Genomic DNA, 17,851 nt, shown 5'->3' on the forward strand with positions numbered 1-17,851 from the left:
TCCCGTCCTATCGTCTTCCGATGCGCAGCTACCAGCCGGACCTGACCCCGCCGTGGAAGAGGTCCGCCCCCGTTCCCGAGGTCCCCGCCGAGCCCGATCTGGTCGTGGAGGAGGTCTCCACCGGATTCTGCGGTGCGGTGATCCGCTGCGAGAAGACGGCCCAGGGTCCGACGGTGACCCTGGAGGACCGTTTCGGCAAGCACCGGGTGTTCCCGATGGAACCGCGCGGCTTCCTGCTGGAGGGCCGGGTGGTCACGCTCGTACGGCCGTCGGCCACCGCGCCCGTGCGCCCGGCGCGCACGGCCTCGGGCTCGGTCGCGGTCCCCGGGGCGCGCGCCCGGGTCGCGCGGGCGGGCCGGATCTATGTGGAGGGCCGCCACGACGCGGAGCTGGTCGAGCGGGTCTGGGGCGACGATCTGCGGGTCGAGGGCGTGGTCGTCGAATACCTGGAGGGTGTCGACGACCTCCCGGCTGTCGTGCGGGAATTCTCCCCCGGCCCGGACGCCAGGCTGGGCATCCTGGTCGACCACCTGGTTCCCGGCTCCAAGGAGTCCCGGATCGCGGACCAGGTCTCGGACGCGAACGTGCTGGTGGTCGGCCATCCCTACATCGACGTGTGGGAGGCGGTGAAGTCGTCGTCCGTGGGGATCGACGCCTGGCCGGTGATCCCGCGCGGCCAGGACTGGAAGACGGGCGTGTGCCGCGCGCTGGGCTGGGAGGAGAACACGGGCGCGGCCTGGCAGCGGATCCTGTCCACGGTGCGCTCGTACCGGGATCTGGAGCCGGCCCTGCTGGGCTCCGTGGAACACCTGATCGACTTCGTGACGGCGCCGGAGTAACCAGCCGACAGCCCTCCGGCGATCGAGGAGCGAAATCAAGCCCCTCCGGCGATCGAGGAGCGGTGGTCCGGGGGCAGAGCCCCCGGACCACCCTCAGTCCACCAGATCCCGCACCACCGCGTCCGCCAGCAACCGCCCCCGCAACGTCAGCACCGCCCGCCCCCGCTCGTACGGGCCGGGCTCCAAGAGCCCGTCCGCCAGGGAGCGGCGGGAAGCGGCCAGCCCCGCCGGTGCCAGCAGCGACAACGGGCATCCGTCCACGAGCCGCAGCTCCAGCAGGATCCGCTCGACCCGCCGGTCCTCCGCGGAGAGGATCTCGCGCCCGGCCCCCGGCGACCGCCCCTCGGCCAGCGCCTGCGCGTACGCCCCCGGATGCTTCACGTTCCACCAGCGCACCCCGCCGACATGGCTGTGCGCCCCGGGACCGGCACCCCACCAGTCGGCGCCCCGCCAGTACAGCTCGTTGTGCAGGCACCGTCCCTCGGGCGTGCGGGACCAGTTCGACACCTCGTACCAGGAGAAGCCCGCCGCGGCCATCGCCTCGTCCGCGATCAGGTACCGGTCCGCGTGGGCGTCGTCATCGGTCATCGGGATCTCGCCGCGCCGGATCCGCCGGGCCAGCTGCGTGCCCTCCTCGACGATCAGCGCGTACGCCGACACGTGGTCCGGCCCCGCCCCGATCGCCGCGTCCAGCGAGGCACGCCAGTCGTCGTCGGACTCCCCGGGCGTTCCGTAGATCAGATCGAGGTTGACGTGCTCGAAGCCCGCCGCCCGCGCCTCGGCGACACATGCCTCGGGCCGGCCCGGCGTGTGCGTGCGGTCCAGGATCTTCAGCACGTGCTGCCGCGCGCTCTGCATCCCGAACGAGACCCGGTTGAAGCCGCCCTCGCGCAGCTCGGCCAGATACGCCGGATCGACGGATTCCGGGTTGGCCTCGGTGGTGATCTCGGCATCGTCCGCGAGCCCGAACTCCGCACGGATCGCGCCCAGCATCCGTACCAGGTCCCCGGCGGCCAGCAGGGTCGGCGTGCCACCGCCGACGAAGACCGTACGGACCGGACGCGGATCGTCGCCGAGGACCTTGCGGGCCTGGCGGACCTCGCCGATCAGGTGGGCGGCGTAGTTGTCCCGGGAGGCCAGCGCACCGCCGGAGCCGCGCAGCTCGGTGGCGGTGTAGGTGTTGAAGTCGCAGTAGCCGCAGCGGGTCGCGCAGTAGGGCACATGCAGGTAGAAGCCGAGCGGCCGGTCGGCGGCGCCTTCCAGGGCATGGCGGGGCAGCGCCCCGTCGTCGGGTACGGGTTCACCATCGGGCAGTACGGAAGGCATACCGCCCATTGTCGCTCGCCGCCGGGGAACCCCGGGCCACGTCCATGATCACGAAGGCCGCCCGTCCGTCGCCGGACACGGGCCGGGTGAGGCCGGGCGCCCGTCCCCGGCCTCCTGGCCTCACCCCGCCTGCAGCACCAGCAGCGCCAGATCGTCGTCGGGCGGCCGCTCGGCGAATTCGTGCACAGCCCGCTTGATGCGGTCCGCGATCCCGTCCGCCGACAGCCCGGCGCAGTCGGCCAGCGCACGGGCCAGACCGTCCCCGTCGTCGAACATCAGCGCCCCGGAGCGCCGCTCCGTCACGCCGTCCGTGACGCACAGCAGGCTGTCGCCCGGTGCCAGGTCGAAGCTCTGGCTCTCGTACGCGACGTCGTCGAAGATCCCGAGCAGCATCTGCGGCTCGGCGGCCGGGCGCACCGAGCCGTCGGGCCGCAGCAGCAGCGGCAGCGGGTGGCCGGCGCTGGCCACGGTGCAGCGCACGCCGCCGTCGGGCAGCGGCACCAGTTCCCCGTACAGCAGGGAGAGGAAGCGGGACTGCCCGGTGTCCGCCGTCTGCTGGCCGCCCGCCGCGGCCACCATGAGCGCGGCCGCCTCGGCGGCCTCCATCGCATCGTCCAGGAGCAGCCGGTTGAGCCGGTCCAGCACCTCGCCGACGCCGAAACCCTCACGGGCCAGCAGCCGCAGCCAGGGCCGGGCCAGACCGGTGACGACGGCGGCTTCGGGGCCGCTGCCCTGGACGTCGCCGAGTACGAAGCACCAGCGGTCGCCGGGGCACGGGAAGATGTCGTAGAAGTCTCCGCCGACGACGCCGTCGTCACTGGGTTCGTACACCAGTGAGCTGGTGACGCCGGGTATGTCGGCGACCTTGCCGGGCAGCAGTGCGCGTTGCAGGATGCGGCTGATGGTGGCCTGCCGGGTGTACGCGCGGGCGGCGCCGACGGCGAGGCCGACACGGCGTACGAAGTCCTCGATCAGGGCGGTCACTTCGTCGGGGACGCGTGCGGTGCCCTCGCGGCCGAGGAATACGGCGCCGAGGGTCCGGCCGCCCGAGGTGATCCGGTAGGCGAGAGCGGACTCGGGGGGCTCGTCGGCCTTCTCGCCGTCCTCCTCTCCCCCGGGCCAGGGCAGCGAGACGGGCCCGGTGCCCACCCGCTCGGGCAGCCGGATCGGGTCCTGCTCCAGCAGCGTACGCAACTGCCCGGTCTCGGCCTCGTCGCGGTGCCAGACGCTGGCGAGCCGGGGCACTGCCGCGGGACCGCCGTTCTCGGGTTCCAGCCAGATCGCGCACCAGTCGGCGAGTCTGGGCACCAGTAACTGTCCGGCGAGCGCCGCCACGATGTCCTCGTCGAGCTGGCCGGCGAGCAGGTCCGAGGCCTCGGCGAGGAACGAAAGAGCGCCGCGGCCCGCCCAGTCCGCGCCGTCGCGCAGGGCCCGCCGGGCGCTGGGGGCGAGCAGTTCGGCGGCGCGCAGTCCCTGCTGGAATCCGGGCTCGGTGGACGGTTCGGGGAACGGGTTCCAGTCGTCGACGGGGAGCCGGGCCCAGACCGTCTTGAGGCCGGTGCGGTAGGTGATGCCCCAGCGTTCGGCCAGGGTGCCGACGAGCTGGAGTCCGCGGCCGTACTCGGCGGGATCGGCGGAGCCGGTGGTGGCCCCGCTCTCCGCCGCGTCGGCCGGGTCGCCGTCCTCCGTACGTTCGCTGCGCACGGCGCGGGCCGGGTGGTGGTCGGAGACCTCCAGCACCAGGGCCGCGGCCTCGTCCTCGGTGGCCTCCTCCAGCCGGCACAGCAGCTCGACGTTGGTCCCGGCGTGCACGACCGCGTTGGTGACCAGCTCGCTGACGACGACCGCCGCGTCGTCGGCCAGCCGCTCGCTGAAGCCCACGGCCGCCGGCAGTCCGAGCCCGCTCCATTCGGTGAGCGCCGCCTCGACGAACCGGCGGCCGGCGGAGGGTGCGAGGAGGTTTCCGGGCAGGGACGTACGGGCGACGGGCCGTGCGTCCGCATGGCCGACTGTGTTGCCGGGACGTTGAACGATGTCCCGCTGCAAGGGAATGGGCCCCACGGTGCAGCTCCTGACCTGTTCGCGCTCTGTCTGTTCTCGTTCTGTCTGTCTGTTCTCGCTGGGCGCCACTGACGACACCGACAGAGTGACAGATGGACCATGCCCATAAGCGGCGAGTTGCCGAAGTGGGCGGAGAAAGTGAGCGGAGCGTGACAGGGGCGGCCGCACCGTACGGCCGCCGCCCGAGGAGCTGTGTTACGCCTCGCGGCTCCCCGCGTACATGTCGTCGATGAGGTCCTTGTACTCGCGCTCGACGACCGGCCGCTTCAGTTTGAGACTGGGCGTCAGCTCGCCGTGCTCGATGTCGAGATCGCGGGGCAGCAGCCGGAACTTCTTGATGGTCTGCCAGCGCTGCAGCCCCTCGTTGAGCCGCTTCACGTAGCCCTCGATGAGCGCGACCGTCTGCGGGGCGGCCACCACGTCGGCGTACGGCTTCCCGCCCAGACCGTTCTCGGCGGCCCAACCGAGGATGGTCGGCTCGTCGAGTGCGATCAGGGCGGTGCAGAAGTTACGGTCCGCGCCGTGCACGAGGATGTTGGAGACGAACGGGCAGACCGCCTTGAACTGTCCCTCGACCTCCGCCGGGGCGATGTACTTGCCGCCGGACGTCTTGATGAGGTCCTTCTTGCGGTCGGTGATCCGGAGGTAGCCGTCCACGGACAGCTCTCCGATGTCACCGGTGTGGAACCAGCCGTCCGCCTCCAGCACCTCGGCGGTCTTCTCCGGCAGACCCTGGTAGCCCTGCATCAGACCGGGACCGCGCAGCAGGATCTCGCCGTCGTCGGCGATCCGTACTTCGGTGCCGGGGAGCGGCTTGCCGACGGTGCCGGTGCGGTATGCCTCGCCCGGATTGACGAAGGAGGCGGCGCTGGTCTCGGTGAGGCCGTAGCCCTCCAGGATGTGGATGCCGGCGCCCGCGAAGAAGTAGCCGATGTCGGGGGCGAGTGCCGCGGAGCCGGAGACACAGGCGCGCAGCCGGCCGCCGAAGGCCTCGCGGATCTTGGCGAAGACGAGGGTGTCGGCGACCTTGTGCTTGGCGCCGAGCGCGAACGGGACGGAGGCCGTGCCGGTGCGCCGGAAGTTGTCCTGCGCGACGGTCGCGTACTCGCGGGCGACCTTGGCCGCCCACTGGAAGATCTTGTACTTGGCCCCGCCGCCGGCCCGCGCCTTGGCGGCGACACCGTTGTAGACCTTCTCGAAGATTCGGGGAACGGCGGCCATGTACGTCGGCTGGACCACCGGCAGATTCTCGATGATCTTGTCGACCCGGCCGTCGACGGCGGTGACGTGGCCGACCTCGATCTGGCCGGAGGTGAGGACCTTGCCGAAGACGTGCGCGAGCGGCAGCCAGAGGTACTGGACGTCGTCCTTGGTGATCAGGCCGGTCCCGACGGTGGCCTTGGCCATGTAGGACCAGTTGTCGTGCGGCAGGCGTACGCCTTTGGGGCGGCCAGTGGTGCCCGAGGTGTAGATCAGGGTGGCCAGCTGGTCGGACGTGATCGCGGACACCCGCTCCTCGACCGCGCCGGGGTTCTTCGCCAGGTGCACTGCGCCGCGGGCTTCCAGGTCGGCGAGGGTGAGCACCCAGCCCTCGGGGTCGCCCTCGGCGGGCCCGGCGTCCTCGGGGTCGATGACGACGACATGGGCGAGGTTCGGCAGCTCGGCGCGGCGCTCGCGGGCCTTGGCCAGCTGGCCGGCGTCCTCGGCGATCAGCACCCGGCTCTCGGAGTCGGAGAGGATGAACGCCGACTCCTCGGCGTTGGTCGACGGGTAGATCGTGGTGGTGGCGGCGCCCGCGCACATCACACCGAGATCGACGAGGATCCATTCCACGCGGGTACTGGCGGCGAGTGCGATCCGCTCCTCCGGCTGGACGCCCAGACCGATCAGCCCTGCCGCGATGGCGTACACGCGCTCGGCGGCCTGTGCCCAGCTCAGCGACTTCCACTCGTCGGGCCCCTCGCCGGCGGCCGACGGAACGGGGTAGCGGTAGGCCTCCCCGTCCGGGGTGGCCGCCACGCGGTCGACGAAGAGGTTCGCCACGGAGGGCGGTCGGCTATCGATCAGGGTCTGTGTGTCGCTCACGACGTCCTCCGGGCCTGCGGCGGTACTTCACGACCGGCTGCTTGTTCCTGCTGACTGCTGCTTGTTCCTGTTGTTCCTGTGCGTGTCCTGCGTACGTCTGCGTTTCTGTCCTGCGGCACCTGGCCTGCGGTGCCCGATCCCGCTTGTTTAACTGGCGAGTAACTACGAAGCCGTGATCAGGGTAGAGCGCGCGCGCCCGCCGCGTAAGAGGCAACGGGCCGCCGCTTCATAACGAACGGGCCCCTGTGGCGCAGTGCGCTGCGACACAGGGGCCCGTTGGGCTACCACCGAGTAGGGGACGGGACGGAGCCGGCCTGCGTGCCCGCCCCGGAACGGGAGCCGGGGCGGGATCCGGAACCGGAGCCGGGAGCCGCCCCTCGGCCTCGCGGCGGGGGCTACTTCTTGCCCTTGCTCTCCCCGCCCGACTCGTCCGTCGAGAGCACGGCGATGAAGGCCTCCTGCGGCACCTCCACATTGCCGACCATCTTCATCCGCTTCTTGCCTTCCTTCTGCTTCTCCAGCAGCTTCCGCTTACGGGAGATGTCACCGCCGTAGCACTTGGCGAGGACGTCCTTGCGGATGGCGCGGACCGTCTCACGGGCGATGACCCGGGAGCCGATGGCGGCCTGGATCGGCACCTCGAAGTTCTGCCGCGGGATCAGCTCGCGCAGCTTGGCGACGAGCCGCACCCCGTACGCGTACGCCTTGTCCTTGTGCGTGACCGCGGAGAACGCGTCGACCTTGTCGCCGTGCAGCAGGATGTCGACCTTGACGAGCTGGGCGGACTGCTCGCCGGTGGGCTCGTAGTCGAGGGAGGCGTAGCCCCGGGTCTTGGACTTCAGCTGGTCGAAGAAGTCGAAGACGATCTCGGCGAGCGGCAGGGTGTAGCGGATCTCGACCCGGTCCTCGGAGAGGTAGTCCATGCCGAGGAGGGTGCCGCGCCGGTTCTGGCAGAGCTCCATGATCGCGCCGATGAACTCGCTGGGGGCCAGGACCGTGGCGCGCACGACGGGCTCGTGCACCTTGTCGATCTTGCCCTCGGGGAATTCGCTCGGATTGGTGACGGTGTGCTCGGTGCCGTCCTCCATCTCGACGCGGTAGACCACGTTGGGGGCGGTGGCGATGAGTTCGAGGCCGAACTCGCGCTCCAGCCGCTCTCGGATCACGTCGAGGTGGAGCAGGCCGAGGAAGCCGACGCGGAAGCCGAAGCCGAGCGCGGCGGAGGTCTCCGGTTCGTACACCAGGGCGGCGTCGTTGAGCTGGAGCTTGTCGAGCGCCTCGCGCAGGTCCGGGTAGTCCGAACCGTCCAGCGGGTACAGACCCGAGAACACCATCGGCTTGGGGTCCTTGTAGCCGCCCAGCGCCTCGGTCGCGCCCTTGTTCAGGGAGGTGATGGTGTCACCGACCTTGGACTGCCGGACGTCCTTCACACCGGTGATGATGTAGCCCACCTCGCCCACGCCGAGGCCGTCGGCCGGGGTCATCTCCGGGGAGGAGACCCCGATCTCCAGCAGCTCGTGGGTGGCGCCGGTGGACATCATCCTGATGCGCTCGCGCTTGTTGAGCTGGCCGTCGACGACACGGACGTACGTGACGACACCGCGGTACGAGTCGTAGACCGAGTCGAAGATCATCGCGCGGGCGGGGGCATCAGCTTGGCCGACCGGGGCCGGTACGTCCTTGACCACGCGGTCGAGCAGCGCTTCCACACCGAGGCCGGTCTTCGCCGAGACCTTGAGCACGTCCTCCGGCTGGCAGCCGATGAGGTTGGCCAGTTCCTCGGAGAACTTCTCCGGCTGCGCGGCCGGCAGATCGATCTTGTTGAGGACCGGGACGATGGTGAGGTCGTTCTCCATCGCCAGGTAGAGGTTGGCCAGCGTCTGGGCCTCGATGCCCTGCGCGGCGTCGACCAGCAGGACCGTGCCCTCGCAGGCGGCGAGCGAGCGGGAGACCTCGTAGGTGAAGTCCACGTGGCCCGGGGTGTCGATCATGTTGAGGACATGGGTGCGGCCCTGGTCCTCACCCGTTTCGGGCGCCCAGGGCAGACGCACCGCCTGGGATTTGATGGTGATGCCGCGCTCGCGCTCGATGTCCATCCGGTCGAGGTACTGAGCGCGCATCTGCCGCTGGTCGACCACGCCCGTCAGCTGAAGCATCCGGTCGGCAAGGGTCGACTTGCCGTGGTCGATGTGCGCGATGATGCAGAAGTTGCGGATCAGCGCCGGGTCGGTACGGCTCGGCTCGGGCACGTGGATAGGAGTCGCGGGCACGCAGGGTCCTGATTCTTGAGACGCCGAACGCCGTGTCTCGGGTCGATGTCGGTTCGGTCGGATCGATACGTAGCCTCCATCGTCCCATGGTTGCGGGGCGGAGACCGGTTTGGGCCGGTCGGAGCGGGGCTGGTACCGTTGACAGCTGTGCCTCGCGACCCTCGGGCCGTGCGGCGCACATCGAAGATCCAACGAACCTGAAAAGGCTCTTTCGTGGCGAACATCAAGTCCCAGATCAAGCGGAACAAGACGAACGAGAAGGCGCGCCTGCGCAACAAGGCCGTCAAGTCCTCGCTCAAGACCGCTATCCGCAAGGCCCGTGAGGCTGCCGCCGCCGGTGACGTCGAGAAGGCCACCACGGCCGCTCGCGACGCCTCCCGCGCGCTCGACAAGGCCGTCTCGAAGGGTGTCATCCACAAGAACGCCGCCGCCAACAAGAAGTCGGCGCTGGCCTCCAAGGTTGCCTCCCTCCAGGGCTGAGCTTTCTGAGTTACCGCCGGAACGGACCAGCGGGCCCTCTCTCCCGCCCCTGACCGGCCCCCGCGCCGCACACCGAACCTGCGTTCGCCACGCGGGTGCGGCGCACCGAGTGTGATCCGAAGGCCCTGGCCTCCGCTCTCCCCAGAGCGGGGCCGGGGCCTTCGGTGTACGCCCCGCTCGAGCCGCTATGTTTTTTGCGGTCGGCGGTCCGGCCACCGCTTTCCTACCGTCCGGACCGCGCTGCCCGCGCCACCGCGACCACGGCCTTCTCCAACGCGTACTCCGGGTCGTCGCCGCCGCCCTTGACCCCCGCGTCCGCATCCGCGACCGCCCGCAGCGCCACGGCCACGCCGTCCGGCGTCCACCCCCGCATCTGCTGACGCACCCGGTCGATCTTCCACGGCGGCATGCCCAGCTCACGGGCGAGGTCCGCGGGGCGCCCTCCGCGGGCCGAGGACAGCTTGCCGATGGCCCGTACGCCCTGCGCCAGCGCGCTGGTGATCAGCACGGGCGCCACTCCGGTCGACAGCGACCAACGCAGTGCCTCAAGCGCTTCGGCCGCCCGTCCCTCCACCGCGCGGTCGGCGACGGTGAAGCTCGACGCCTCGGCTCGACCCGTGTAGTAACGGGCGACGACCGCCTCGTCGATCGTGCCCTCGACATCCGCGACGAGCTGCGAGACCGCGCTCGCCAGCTCCCGCAGATCGCTGCCGATGGAATCGACCAACGCCTGACACGCCTCGGGGGTCGCCGAGCGACCCAGCGCCCTGAACTCCGACCGTACGAACGAGAGCCGCTCGGCCGGTTTGGTCGTCTTCGGACAGGCAACCTCCCGCGCCCCGGCCTTGCGCGCCGCGTCCAGCAGCCCCTTGCCCTTGGCGCCGCCCGCGTGCAGCAGAACGAGGGTGATCTCCTCGACCGGATCGCCGAGGTACGCCTTGACGTCCTTGATCGTGTCGGCGGAAAGGTCCTGCGTATTGCGCACGATCACCACCTTGCGCTCGGCGAAGAGCGACGGGCTCGTCAGCTCGGCGAGGGTGCCGGGCTGGAGCTGGTCCGAGGTGAGGTCGCGAACGTCCGTGTCGGGGTCGGAGGCGCGGGCCGCCGCCACCACCTGTTGCACGGCGCGGTCGAGGAGCAGGTCCTCCTGGCCCACGGCGAGCGTGAGGGGGGCGAGCGGGTCGTCGGTGGAATTCCTTCTGGTGGCCATCGCCGTCCAGCATCCCACGCGCCACTGACAGTCGTCGGACTCCCCACCCGCCTCGTGCGGACGCCGGGGCAGCCTCGCTGTCCGGCGTGCTGACGCCGGGCATCCGATCACCGGGAACCCTCGATGCTGAAAATCTTCGCTCAACGAATCGGGAGATTCAGCCCGCTGGTACGGTCCCGGCCGCCGTATGAGATCCAGCGAGTACCAGGAGCAGCAGGACGGATTCCGAAATTGAACTCGCCAGCGACTCCGTATCGTCGACTCGGCAACACCGGTCTGGAAGTCTCCACTCACACTCGGCCCGGACGACCTGCGACGCCTGGCCGCGGCGCTGCCGCCGTCGGTGGTCGCCGGTGGCCGAACTCGCGAGAGCGTCATGCACATGAATGGTCGTTAGGCACTCGACACCACTGGCTCGGCAGCCCGGTGCGGACCGGACCTGACCGCGCGGTGTACCCGGTACGGGAGAATGGGCAGGTGAGCGATGTGAGACATGTGCTGGTGCTGCCCGACCGCGACGCCGCGGAGGAGGTGGCCGGAGAGCTCGGCGACCGTTTCGGGGTCACCGAGGAGCCCCAGCTCGTACGCGACGCGCTGGCCGGCGAGGACGACGCCGAGGACGCCCAGTGGCTGGTGGTCGTGGAGGACCCGGCAGCGCGGCTGGACTCCGCGGTGCTCGACGCGTTCGCCGCGGAGTACGACGGGTGGCTCGAAGCGCCCTGACAGGGCGCCTGGGCGCCTGCCTGCTCAGCTCTTGGGGACGATCTGGATGTCCATGTCGATGGCGATGCTGGAGCCGACGGCCGCGATGCCTCGGGCCAGCATGGTCTGCCAGGTGAGGGTGAAGTCCTCGCGGTGCAGTTCCGTGGTGGCCCGGCAGGCGGCGCGGGTCTCGCCCTCCAGGCCGCTGCCCAGGCCGAGGTACTGGGTGTCCAGCGTGACCGTACGGCTGACACCGTGCAGAGTGAGCGCACCGGTCACACCCCAGCGCGTGCCGCCGCGGTGGACGAAGCGGTCGCTGTAGAACTCCAGCGTCGGGTAGCGGCCCACGTCGAGGAAGTCGCTGGAACGCAGATGGTCGTCGCGCATCTGTACGTTCGTGTCGATCGAAGCGGCGTCGATGATCACGTGCATGGCGGAGCTCTCCATGCGGTCGGCGATCCGGACGGCACCGGCGAAGGTGTTGAACCGGCCATGGATGCGCGCCATACCGATGTGCCGTGCCGTAAAGCCGATCTGTGAGTGCATCGGCTCGACCTCCCACTCGCCCGGGACGGGCAGCTGCGGGGGCACGGACAGCTGCAGCGTCACATCACCGAGGCTCGCGTGGCCGCCCTCGACGACCGTGGCCGCGCCGTGGAACGGGGTGAAGCCCTCGGCCGTGACGGCCAGTCGGTACTCACCGGCCGGGACGGTGGCGAGGACGCTGCCGTACGGATCCGTCTCACCGCCGACGACCTTGCGGCCCGCACTGTCCGTGACGACGAACTCGGCCTGCGGCACTATCTCGTTGACGGGATCGAGCACCCGGCAACTGAGCACTCCCGCGGTGCGTGGCACCTCGAAGCCGGCAAGAGCGTTGCCTCGCGCGGTATCCGTCGTTCTCTTGCTTCCCAGCCAACGGCCGAACATCTTCTACCTACCCTCGGGGGCGATTCACCTTGGGCCCTGACGGCTGGACGTCCTCGTCGGAGCAGCGGCCCACCGACGAGCATTCATTCGATCACCAATGTGGCGTTCGAGGCAAACGCAGCAGCTCGCAGGGGCTTGCGTAGAGGTGTTACCGATGGTCCGAATTGGCCACTCCGTTCCTGCGCCCGGCCGGCGAGCTGGAGCTCGGGCTCATGAGCTGCCCACCGCGCTCAGCCCCGTCCCGGCACCCGTCACGGCGATCGCGCCGTCCGTGTCCGTGCGCAGCACCACCGCGCCACGCGCTCGGAGCGCGTCGACGGTGCGCGGGGCCGGATGCCCGTACGGGTTGTCCCTGCCCACGCTCACCAGGGCGAGTCTCGGGCGCGCGGTGTGCAGCAGAGCGGGGTCCTGATGGGCGGAACCGTGATGGGCAACCTTGAGCACATCCACCGGCGGCAGCGCGGGATACCTGCGCAACAGCCCTCGCTGCGCCGGAGGTTCGAGGTCGCCCAGGAGCAGCAGGGACAGCCCGCCGGTCCGTACGTAGAGAGTGACGCTGGCATCGTTCGGCTCCTGCGGTACGGGCCCCGACACGGCTCCCTGGTACCCCGGTGCGCCACCCGCTCCCCTGCCTCCCGCCGGCCACAGGACTCGCCAGTCGAGGGGCCCGATCCTGCGCCGTTCACCGGGGACCGCCCGCACCACGGGGACGCCCGTCGCGGCGGCCGTTCTCCGGACGAACGCGACCTGGTCCAAAGGCTCGTCCAGGTTCGTCGCCTGAATCGCCCCGACAGCTCTGCCCCGCAGCGCACCGGGCAACCCCCGTACATGGTCCGCGTGGAAATGCGTGAGGATCAAAAGCGGCACCTCGGTGATGCCCAGGTCGCGCAGACACCGATCGACGAGCCGCGGATCGGGACCGGCGTCGACGACCACCCCCCGGCCCTCCCCCGCGGCCAGTACCAGGGAGTCCCCCTGACCGACGTCGCACATCGCGAACGCCCAGTCGGGCGGCGGCCATCCGGTCAGCACACGGGTGAGCGGAACCGGACGCAGCACCGCGACGATCAGCAGCAGCGCGGCGGCCGAGCATACCCATGGATGGCGGACGATACGCCGGGCGGACAGCACCACCACTGCCGTCAGCACGGCGAGCAGTAACGCACCCTTCCCGCCGTCGGGCCAGTCGATTTCCGCCCCGGGCAGGGCTGCCCCGGTGCGGGCCACCGAAGCGATCCACCCGGCCGGCCACCCCGCGAGCCGGGCCAGCAGCTCCGCCACCGGTATGGCCACCGGCGCCAGGGCGAGCGCGGCGAACCCGAGGACCGTGGCCGGTGCCACCGCGAATTCGGCCAGCAGATTACACGGGATCGCCACCAGACTGACCCGGGAGGCGAGCAGTACGACGACCGGCGCGCACACGGCCTGCGCCGCGGCGGCCGCAGCCAGTGCCTCGGCGAGCCGGGACGGAATCCGGCGTCGTTGCAGCGCCTCGCTCCACTTCGGGGCGATGGCGAGCAGGGCACCGGTGGCCAGGACGGAGAGGACGAAGCCGTAACTGCGTGCCATCCACGGGTCGTACAGAACCAGCAGAAGGACCGCCGCGGCCAGCGCGGGGATCAGCGATCTGCGGCGCCCCGTGCCGATGGCGAGCAGGGTGATCAGCCCGCAGGCCGCGGAGCGCAACACACTCGGCTCCGGCCGGCAGACGACGACGAAGGCGAGCGTGAGCCCGCCGCCGAGCAATGCGGTCATCCGCAGCGACATTCCCAACCGGGGTGCCAGACCACGGCGTTCGACACGCACGGCCATGCCCGGTGGCCCGATCAGGAGAACGAGCAGGATCGCCAGGTTGGCTCCGGAGACCGCCATCAGGTGGGTGAGGTCCGCCGATTGGAAGGCATCGTGCAGTTCCGGAGTGACCCGTGAGGTGTCACCGACCACCAGGCCGGGCAGAAGCGCCCGCGCATCGGGATCGAGCCGCTCGGTCGCCTCCCGCAGACCGCCACGCAGAGCGCCGGCCATGCGCTGAACCGCGGAAGGGGGCCCGGTGACATGCGGCGGGCCCTTGCCCTCCGGCCGGAGTACGGCGGCGTTGTGCTCGCCTTCGTGCAGGGGCGGCGCCAGTCGGCCCCCGATGCGCAGTCGTGTGGAGGGGAGCAACTCCTGCCACCCGGCCATCGATCCGCCGGGCGAGACGATCAGCAGCACCGGCGTGCGCAGCCGGATGACCGCACCGTCGGGCCCGGTCAGCCGGGTGATCTCGGCATCCATGAGGAGGGAGGCGGGTGTGCTGCGGTCGCCGCGCACCCGGGGCACGGTCTGCCGGGCATCGGACGTCACCGTCACCTCCGCGTCCACTCTCGCGAACCGCTGGGCCAGCTCGTGGACCGGACCCTGCCGTACGTCCGCGCTGTGCCAGCCGGCCGACGCGGCCCCGGCCGCCGCGCAGAGCAGTGCCGCAGCGGTTGCAGTTGCGGTGGTGTACGGCCGCCGCCGGTTGTGTACCGCGCTCTCGTCATCTGCCGCCCCTCCCCCGGTACCGGCCGGCAGTCCTCGCATCGCGCGGGTCGCCGACATTCCGGACGTCGCCAGGAGCACCATGGCCGCGCCGACGCAGAGCATCACGCCCGCCGTGGTCCACCTTCCCGGCACGCCGAGCGCGAGCGCCGCTCCGGCCCAGGCCGCCAAGGCCGGCGGGACCAGCCGAAGGTCTAGTGGGCCTTCCTGCCGCGGGTCGGAGGCACCCAGCCGCCGGCCCGAGGCCGCATGGACGTCCGAGTGGTTCTCCACGTGGTTCTCCGAGTGGTTCATGGCACCACCAGAGGTTGGAGGTCGGCGAACCGGCGATCGCCGATCCCGTTGACCTCGCGGAGTTCGTCGACGGAACGGAAACCGCCGTGCTGGGTGCGGTAGTCGACGATGTGCTGGGCGAGAACCGGACCGACGCCGGGCAGGGAGTCGAGTTGTTCGACGGTCGCCTGATTGAGGCTGACCGGTCCCGTTGTGGTGCCGCCGCTGCCGGTGCCGCCCGTGGCGGCACCTCCCGTCCCGCCCATGAACGGAGGGCCCGGTGGAGCGCCCACCACGATCTGCTCCCCGTCCATGAGCACCCGCGCCTGGTTGAGCCCGGCGAGGTCGACACCGGGCCGGGCTCCGCCCGCGGCCCGGATCGCGTCGGCGACCCGTGCGCCGGACGGCAGTTGATGGATCCCCGGCAGCCGCACCTTCCCGCTCACATCGACGACGATGTGCCCGCCCGGCCCTGTCGCGGGTGGCGGCCCCGGTAACGGCTCCGGCGCTGCCGCCACCCCTGGCGACGGCTCCGATGTCCCGGCGTGCGCAGCTTCGTTGACCGGATCAGGAGCTCGTACGGAATGGGGGCGCGCGGACCAGAAATGCAGTGCGGCGAAGACCGCGGTCGCGATCAGGACGACAGACAGCGCGGCAAGGGTCCTTGGCTCCAAACCGCATCTGAGCCGAAGCCACACCGGAATCCGCTCCCGCAGCGCGGGTGCCACCCTCGCCCGCAGCCCCGGAGCCGACGCAGAAACCGGTGTCGAGGCCGACGCAGAAGCCGGTGTCGAGGCAGGCACAGAAACCGGTGTCGGAGCCGGCGCAGAAACCGTAGTCGTAGTCGTAGCCCTACCAGGAGCGGGACTTGGTGTCGGGCTCGGAGCAGGAGCCGGAGCAGAAACAGAACCAGGAGCAGGAGCAGGAGCCAACGCCGAGGCGGGAACGGGCGACGGAGCCACTGCCACCCCGAGCGCGGGCCGCGCGACCCGTCCGCCGTGTGCCCCTCCCATGAGGGCGTCCGCCCGCTGCCGCGAAGCCGCCGCCACAGCGCCCGCACGTCCGCGCGAGGGCCGTCGTCGTCCGGGTCCGAAGCCGGGACCGCTACGGGGGCCGCCGGGGCCGCTGCCGCTGGTTGCACGATGTGATCGGGGAGCCATGCCTCACGACGGTAGGCACATCCGTCCGAACCCGCTGAGCGGACCTGATTTCGGTGGACAACCGAGCAGTTGTGGATATCTCGGCCACCCCGAGGAGTGAGACCCGAGGACCGATATCCAAGGAGCAGGGCCGCGAACCGGCTTCAGCGCGGCGAGACCACGGCCCCGAGCAGTCCGGGCCCGGTGTGCGCGCCGATCACCGCGCCCACCTCGCTGACATGCAGATCGACCAGGCCCGGCACCCGCTCGCGCAACCGCTCGGCAAGCCGCTCGGCCCGCTCGGGTGCCGCCAGGTGATGCACGGCGATGTCCACCCGGTCGCCGCCCGAGCGTTCCGCAACGATCTCCTCCAGGCGCGCGATGGCCTTCGAGGCCGTCCGCACCTTCTCCAGCAGTTCGATGCGGCCACCATCCAGTTGGAGCAGCGGCTTCACGGCGAGCGCCGATCCCAGCAGCGCCTGGGCCGCACCGATACGACCGCCGCGACGCAGATAGTCCAGCGTGTCGACGTAGAAGTACGCGGAGGTACCCGCGGCCCGCTTCTCCGCGGCTGCGACGGCCTCGTCCAGGCTCCCGCCCGCCTCCGCCGTCTCCGCCGCCGCCAGGGCGCAGAATCCCAGGGCCATGGCGACCATCCCGGTGTCCACCACCCGCACCGGAACCGATGCGTCCTTCGCCGCGAGCAGGGCGGCATCGTATGTGCCCGAGATCTCGGCCGAGAGGTGCAGCGAGACGATGCCGCCGGCTCCGGCCTCGGCCGCCGCCCGGTACTCGGCGGCGAAAACCTCCGGACTGGGCCGGGAAGTCGTCACGGGACGACGCTTCTGGAGCGCCAGTGCGAGGGAGCGGGCCGAGATCTCGGTGCCGTCCTCCAGCGCCTGATCACCGAGGACAACGGTCAGCGGCACCGCGGTGATGCCGTGCCGCTCCATCGCCTCGGGCGGCAGGTAGGCCGTGGAATCGGTGACGATCGCGACATGGCGGGACATGAGCGGGAGGTTACCTGGCGGGTCCTCGGCTCGGCAGTCCGACCCCGACCGAATGATCGCTCCGGACCGCTTCGGACCGCATCGGGTCACCGCCGGTCGTCGAACGTCTCAGTTCGTCGTTTCGGGCCGAGTCGCCTTCTGCCACGGGTACTCGGTCCGTCCTTGCGGGTCCGGAGCGGTGATCGCCTGCGCCGTACCGTCGGCCGCCCCTCGTTCCTGCCCCGGCCGGCTCGGCTGCCCTTGCCTCTGCCCTTGCCCCGTCCCCCACCCTTGTCCCCGGCCCTGGCCGTGGACCGGTTCGTCCGGCTCCACCGTCCAGTGCCGCAGCGCCCCGGCCTCGACATCGATCTGCGCATTCAGCGCGTCCAGATCGTCGTCGGCGAACTGTCGCGCCCGGTCCCGCGCGGCCCATCGCAGCGAATCCGCGGAGTGTGTGATCCGCTCCGTACGCTGCTTCAGGCCCGGCAGCATCGACGCGACGATCGCCCGGTCGGGCTCGCGCTCCAGTCTCTTCAGGTCGTCGTCCAGCTCCCGCCCGTGCGTGCTCAGCCGCTGGAAGAGGCCCAGTGACTCCGAGAGCGAGGCGTCTTCGGCGACTCCCGTCTGCAACGCCTCCTGCGTGGCCCGCATGGATGTGCGCAGCGCGAGCCGCAGCTGCGCCAGCTCTCCGCCCACGCCCGTCTGGCCGTAGCTCTTGGCCCGCAGCGTGGTGTCCTCGACGGTCCGGCGCGCCTGCGTGATCGTACGGTCCACACCACGCTTCGCCACGCCGATGGCCTTGACGCTCACGTACACGCCCAGGGCCACGAACGCGAAAAAGAGCAATCCCAGGATGAGGATCACGGCTTCCATGAGCGCCCCTCGCATCTCGTTTCGGCTGCCGGGTGCCGGCCCCTCCACCGTAAACGGAAAGGGCAGACCGAGGGTTCCTTCCGAACCCCCAGTCTGCCCGTAGGGGAACGCCCCCACACCGCGGCACAAAACCGGCGAATGCTCGACAACCGTC

At 70.8% G+C, this 17,851-nt stretch carries 13 protein-coding genes; 3 read left to right on the forward strand and 10 right to left on the reverse strand.

The window, feature by feature from the left end; all coding sequences use genetic code 11:
• Window positions 1-20: 20 nt before the first annotated feature.
• Window positions 21-839 carry a DUF3097 domain-containing protein gene (locus OG936_RS10115; RefSeq protein WP_406494025.1) on the forward strand — a complete coding sequence of 273 codons (819 nt, stop codon included), beginning with the start codon at window positions 21-23 and terminating at the stop codon, window positions 837-839.
• Between the two features lie 93 nt (window positions 840-932).
• Here OG936_RS10115 and hemW read toward each other — a convergent pair whose 3' ends face one another.
• The 4 genes from hemW to lepA all read right to left on the reverse strand — a co-directional run bounded on the left by hemW (window position 933) and on the right by lepA (window position 8,581).
• Window positions 933-2,174: a radical SAM family heme chaperone HemW gene (gene hemW, locus OG936_RS10120; RefSeq protein WP_383756293.1), complete on the reverse strand. Its 1,242-nt coding sequence runs from the start codon at window positions 2,172-2,174 to the stop codon at window positions 933-935.
• Window positions 2,175-2,285: 111 nt separating this feature from the next.
• A complete protein-coding gene (locus OG936_RS10125) occupies window positions 2,286-4,211 on the reverse strand; it encodes a SpoIIE family protein phosphatase (protein ID WP_406500387.1) in 1,926 nt (641 codons plus the stop codon).
• Between the two features lie 210 nt (window positions 4,212-4,421).
• Window positions 4,422-6,311: an AMP-dependent synthetase/ligase gene (locus OG936_RS10130; RefSeq protein ID WP_406494027.1), complete on the reverse strand. Its 1,890-nt coding sequence runs from the start codon at window positions 6,309-6,311 to the stop codon at window positions 4,422-4,424.
• 395 nt (window positions 6,312-6,706) lie between these two features.
• Window positions 6,707-8,581, reverse strand: coding sequence for a translation elongation factor 4 (gene lepA, locus OG936_RS10135; RefSeq protein WP_406494028.1), 1,875 nt, complete (start codon window positions 8,579-8,581; stop codon window positions 6,707-6,709).
• A 213-nt stretch (window positions 8,582-8,794) separates the two neighbouring features.
• Between lepA and rpsT the strand changes: the two genes are divergently transcribed.
• The gene (rpsT, locus tag OG936_RS10140) at window positions 8,795-9,061 is read left to right on the forward strand and encodes a 30S ribosomal protein S20 (protein WP_124717766.1); all 267 of its coding nucleotides are present in this window, start codon (window positions 8,795-8,797) and stop codon (window positions 9,059-9,061) included.
• Window positions 9,062-9,284: 223 nt separating this feature from the next.
• Here rpsT and holA read toward each other — a convergent pair whose 3' ends face one another.
• Window positions 9,285-10,271, reverse strand: a complete 987-nt coding sequence (holA, locus tag OG936_RS10145) for a DNA polymerase III subunit delta (RefSeq protein WP_406494029.1) — start codon at window positions 10,269-10,271, stop codon at window positions 9,285-9,287.
• A gap of 477 nt (window positions 10,272-10,748) precedes the next feature.
• Here holA and OG936_RS10150 point away from each other — a divergent pair, with 477 nt between their 5' ends.
• Entirely contained in the window at window positions 10,749-10,994 is a 246-nt protein-coding gene (locus OG936_RS10150) for a hypothetical protein (protein WP_406494031.1), read from the forward strand.
• A gap of 24 nt (window positions 10,995-11,018) precedes the next feature.
• Here OG936_RS10150 and OG936_RS10155 read toward each other — a convergent pair whose 3' ends face one another.
• The 5 genes from OG936_RS10155 to OG936_RS10175 all read right to left on the reverse strand — a co-directional run bounded on the left by OG936_RS10155 (window position 11,019) and on the right by OG936_RS10175 (window position 17,697).
• Complete coding sequence (locus OG936_RS10155) at window positions 11,019-11,903, reverse strand: YceI family protein (RefSeq protein WP_406494032.1); 885 nt, start codon at window positions 11,901-11,903, stop codon at window positions 11,019-11,021.
• 210 nt (window positions 11,904-12,113) lie between these two features.
• Window positions 12,114-14,717, reverse strand: coding sequence for a ComEC/Rec2 family competence protein (locus OG936_RS10160; protein WP_406494033.1), 2,604 nt, complete (start codon window positions 14,715-14,717; stop codon window positions 12,114-12,116).
• Entirely contained in the window at window positions 14,714-15,142 is a 429-nt protein-coding gene (locus tag OG936_RS10165) for a helix-hairpin-helix domain-containing protein (RefSeq protein WP_406494034.1), read from the reverse strand. The genes OG936_RS10160 and OG936_RS10165 overlap by 4 nt, the downstream gene beginning before the upstream one ends.
• A gap of 857 nt (window positions 15,143-15,999) precedes the next feature.
• Window positions 16,000-16,845 carry a DegV family protein gene (locus tag OG936_RS10170; RefSeq protein ID WP_406494036.1) on the reverse strand — a complete coding sequence of 282 codons (846 nt, stop codon included), beginning with the start codon at window positions 16,843-16,845 and terminating at the stop codon, window positions 16,000-16,002.
• Between the two features lie 108 nt (window positions 16,846-16,953).
• Entirely contained in the window at window positions 16,954-17,697 is a 744-nt protein-coding gene (locus OG936_RS10175; protein ID WP_406494038.1) for a hypothetical protein, read from the reverse strand.
• Window positions 17,698-17,851 lie beyond the last annotated feature (154 nt).

The sequence above is a fragment of the Streptomyces sp. NBC_00846 genome (assembly GCF_045207325.1).
Classification (GTDB): Bacteria; Actinomycetota; Actinomycetes; order Streptomycetales; family Streptomycetaceae; genus Streptomyces.